The sequence below is a fragment of the Mycobacterium sp. TH-M116 genome (assembly GCF_057473685.1).
Window position 1 is genome coordinate 1 of sequence record NZ_JBYCLC010000370.1, and the last position, 4,479, is coordinate 4,479.

3 protein-coding genes and 1 pseudogene are annotated in these 4,479 nt (G+C 69.0%); 2 read left to right on the forward strand and 2 right to left on the reverse strand.

Features of this window, described 5'->3' with window-relative positions:
- On the forward strand, nt 1–1,365 hold a 1,365-nt coding region (locus tag AC2VOK_RS19310; protein ID WP_428901904.1), incomplete at its 5' end, for a discoidin domain-containing protein.
- 135 nt (nt 1,366–1,500) lie between these two features.
- A complete protein-coding gene (locus tag AC2VOK_RS19315; protein WP_428901905.1) occupies nt 1,501–2,952 on the forward strand; it encodes a lipase maturation factor family protein in 1,452 nt (483 codons plus the stop codon).
- Nucleotides 2,953–2,954: 2 nt separating this feature from the next.
- Here the strand turns inward: AC2VOK_RS19315 and AC2VOK_RS19320 are convergent, their stop codons facing one another.
- Both AC2VOK_RS19320 and AC2VOK_RS19325 read right to left on the reverse strand, forming a co-directional pair.
- Entirely contained in the window at nt 2,955–4,109 is a 1,155-nt protein-coding gene (locus AC2VOK_RS19320) for an NAD-dependent formate dehydrogenase (RefSeq protein WP_428901906.1), read from the reverse strand.
- A 154-nt stretch (nt 4,110–4,263) separates the two neighbouring features.
- A pseudogene (locus AC2VOK_RS19325) lies at nt 4,264–4,479 on the reverse strand (LysR family transcriptional regulator); the annotation flags it as partial.

Here is a 4,479-nt window from a genome sequence, read left to right on the forward strand (position 1 = left end):
ATTCTGGGCTCGGCGTATGCGGCCACCGACGGTGACCCGGCAACCGCGTGGACAGCGCCGCAGCGGGTCGTGCAACACAAGGACCCGCCGACGCTGACCCTCACCCTGCCGCGGCCCACCGAAGTCACCGGGCTGCGGTTGGTCCCCAGCCGCTGGGAACTGCCGGCGCGCCCGACACTGGTGACGGTCGACCTGGGCGACGGCCCGCAGGTCCGGGAACTGGCCTCGAACGGCGCGGCGGCCCAGTCGTTCGAGCTGGCCCTCAAGCCGCGGGTCACCGACACCGTCACCGTCCGCCTGCTGCGCTGGCACGACGTCATCGACCGCAACGCGCTGGGGTTCGACCAGCTCAAACCCCCGGGGCTGGCCGAGATCACGGTCTTGGGCGCCGACCGCAAGCCGATCGCGCCCGCAGATGCTGCCCGGAACCGTTCTCGGGTAGTCGAACTCGGCTGCGCCGGCGAGCTTCAGGGCCCGGTCATCGCCGTCGCGGGCCGGTTCGTGCACACCTCGATCCGGACCACCGCCGGCGCGCTGCTGGACGGTGACCCGGTGCGGGCGCTGCCCTGCGAACGCGACCCGATCGCGCTGCCGGCGGGCCGGCAGGAACTGCTGATCAGCCCAGGCGCCGCATTCGTGGTGGACGGGGCCCAGCTGTTGGCTGCCGGGACAATCGCACTGCCGCCCACTTCCGACCCCCCGATGCCCGCGACGACCGGAGTGTGGAGTTCCGATCACCGCTCGGTGCGCGCGCCCGCGTCGGCGCGGTCCCGGGTGCTGGTCGTCCCCGAAAGCATCAACCCCGGATGGGTCGCGCGCACCGCCGCCGGGGTCCGTCTGAGGCCGGTCGCCGTCAACGGGTGGCAGCAAGGCTGGGTGGTGCCCGCGGGCGACCCCGGTTCCATCACCTTGGGCTTCGCCTCCGACGCCCGGTATCGGGCGGGCCTGGCGGTGGGTCTGGCGCTGCTGCCACTGCTGGCGCCGCTGGCCTGGTGGAGACGCCGCCGTTCCGACGACGACCCGCCCGCGGCGCCCTGGTCTCCCGGCGGTTGGGCCGCGGTCGCAGTGCTGGCAGCCGGTGCGCTGATCGCCGGTGTAGCGGGTTTGGTCGTAGCCGGTACCGTACTCACGCTGCGGTACGCGCTGCGGCACCGCAGCAGCGATGCCCTGATGGTTGCACTGAGCGCGGGGGGTTTGATCCTGGCCGGAGCCGTGCTGTCCCGGCATCCGTGGCGGTCGGTCGACTTCTACGCCGGTCATTCGGCGAATGTACAACTGCTGGCGCTGATCTCGGTCGCCGCGGTCGCCGCATCCGCGGTGACGATGCGGGCCGGGCAGCGGCCCGAGGAGGAGCCGCGGCATTGACACCGCGGTGACGATGCGGGCCGGGCAGCGGCCCGTCTGTAACGATTAGCCCGGCTCGGGTCTTGGCCGCCGGTTTACCGGCTGGTTGACTGAATATGCCGGGAGGTCTGCCCGACCGTCTGAGGAGTTACGCCCATGGGCTGGTTGTCCGCACCCGAATACTGGCTGGGCAGACTGTTGCTCGAGCGCGGCGCCGCGGCCGTCTACCTGTTGGCATTCCTGGCGGCCGCCGTGCAGTTCCGCGCGCTCATCGGGGAGCACGGAATACTGCCGGTGCCGCGGTTTCTGGCCGGAAGATCGTTCTGGGCGGCACCCAGCGTCTTTCATCTCCGCTACTCCGACGGTTTCTTCGCGGGCGTGTCCTGGTTCGGCGCGGTCCTGTCGGCAGCCATCGTCGCCGGCGCAGCCGACCTCGCGCCGCTGTGGGCGGGGATGCTGATGTGGCTCGCGCTGTGGGTGCTGTACCTGTCCATCGTCAACGTCGGGCAGGCGTGGTACTCGTTCGGCTGGGAGTCGTTGTTGCTGGAGACCGGGTTCCTGATGATCTTCCTCGGCAACGACCGCACGGCGCCGCCCGTGCTGGCCCTGTGGATGGCGCGCCTGCTGCTGTTCCGCGTGGAGTTCGGCGCCGGGCTGATCAAGATGCGGGGCGACCCGTGCTGGCGGGACTTGACGTGCCTGTACTACCACCACGAAACACAGCCGATGCCTGGGCCGTTGAGCTGGTTCTTCCACCACCTGCCCAAGCCGCTGCACCGTATCGAGGCAGCGGGCAACCACTTCGCCCAACTGATCGTGCCGTTCGGGTTGTTCGCTCCGCAGCCGGTGGCGAGCGCGGCCGCGGCGATCATCGTCGCCACACAGCTGTGGCTGGTGGCTTCGGGAAACTTCGCTTGGCTCAACTGGGTGACGATCCTGTTGGCGTGCAGCGCGATCGACGACTCGTCGTGGGGCATGCTGCTACCGGTGCCCGCACATTCCGCGCCGGCTTCTCCGCCGGTGTGGTTCACCGCCCTGGTGCTGGCGTTCACCGTGTCTGTGTTGTTTCTGAGCTATTGGCCGGTGCGCAACATGCTGTCCCCACACCAGCGAATGAATTTGTCCTTCAATCCCTTCCATCTGGTCAACACCTACGGCGCCTTCGGCAGCATCGGCCGCGTCCGGCGCGAGGTGGTGATCGAGGGCACCGACGACGCGAAGATCACCGGTCAGACGGTCTGGCGGGAATACGAATTCAAAGGCAAACCCGGCGCCGTGCGCCGACTGCCCCGCCAGTGGGCGCCCTATCATCTGCGGCTGGACTGGCTGATGTGGTTCGCGGCCATCTCCCCCGGCTATGCCCAGCCCTGGCTGCGGCCGCTGCTGCAGCGGCTGCTGCGCAACGACCTGCCGACGCTGCACCTGTTGCGGCACAACCCCTTTCCCGAATCACCGCCCCGATATGTTCGCGCGCAGCTCTACCAGTACCGGTTCACCACACCGGCGGAGCTGCGGCGGGTCCGGGCGTGGTGGCACCGCACCCCGGTGGGCGGGTACGTCGCGCCGATGACGGTGCGGCAGGCAACATCGCCGAAGCCCCGAGGGTGAGGCTACTTCTGGTAGGACAGGGCTCCCGTGCCGGCGAGCTTCCCGCCCTGCACGATCAGATACTCGGGACGGATGGGCGTCCCCGCGAAGAAGGACTCCAAAATCTCGCGGGTTCCGGCGGCGTAGCGCGCCTGGGCGGACAGCGTGGTGCCCGAAACATGCGGCGTCATAGCGTTGTTCGGCATGGTGCGCCATGGGTGATCGGCCGGCGGCGGCTGCGGGTACCACACGTCGCCGGCATAGCCGGCGAGGTGACCGCTCGCCAGCGCGGCGGCGATGGCTTCGGGGACGGTCTCCTCGCCGCGTGCGGTGTTGACGATGTAGGAGCCGCGCCGCATCGTGGCCAGCAGTCTCTCGTCGAACATCCGGCGGGTGTCCTCGTAGAGCGGCGAATGAATGGACACGACGTCGACGGACCTCACCAGCGACTCCACGTCGGGGTGGAACGTCACGTTCAGCTCCTTCTCCGCTTCCGTTGCGAGCCGGCGTGTGTCGGTGTAATGCAGGTTGACGTCGAACGGGGCCAACCGGCGCAGTACCGCCCGCCCGATCCGGCCGGCGGCGATCAGCCCGACGTCCATGCCCTCCAGGTCGTAGGCGCGCTGCGCGCAGTCGGCGATGTTCCAACCGCCTTCGGTGGCCCAGCGATGCGATGGCAGGAAGTTGCGCACCAGCGCCAGGATCTGCATCACCGTGTGCTCGGCGACGCTGATGCTGTTGCTGTACGTCACCTCGGCCACCGTGATGCCCCGACGCTTCGCCGCCTCGAGATCGACGTGGTCCGAGCCGATTCCCGCGGTCAGCGCCAGCTTGAGTGCGGGGGCTTTGGCGATGCGCTCCTCGGTGAGGTACGCCGGCCAAAACGGCTGGGAGATGACGATATCCGCGTCCGGGAGTTCCCGTTCGAATTCCGAATCCGACCCGTCCTTGTCCGACGTCACCACCAACTCGTGCCCGCGGTCGGCGAGGAACTGCCGCAGCCCGAGTGCGCCTGAGACACAACCCAGCAGCTCGCCGGGGGTGAAGTCGATCCGCGACGGGGTCGGCACGCTGCTGCCGTCGGGGTAACCCGCGATCGCGGGAATGCTGTCGCGCGCATAGCTGGGCGGGTACCCGCCGACAGGATCGGGATAGAGCACCATCACGCACTTGGCCATTGAGAATCCTCCGTCAGGGACAACAGATTTCAGGGACAACCGATTTCAGGGACAACCGATTTCAGGGACAACAGATCCCAGTCTCGGAGGACGGCGGCCCAGGTGTCCAAGACGTGGTTCCGACCGCGTGATAGGTCGCGCCGATCACCGGTGATCAGCCGCCGTCGAGCGCCTCGCGGATGCCGGTGTCGCGCGCGGCCCGAATCAGCTCGCGGATGACGGGCGAGCCGGGCTCCGCTTTGGTGGTGACGAGCGCGATGAGCGCCCTCACGTGCGGCTGGTCGAGCGGCAGCGTGATGACCCCCGCGGGAGGGCCGAGGGTTTCGATCCACGGTTGCGGGACGATGCTGGCCCACCGGCCCGTACGCAC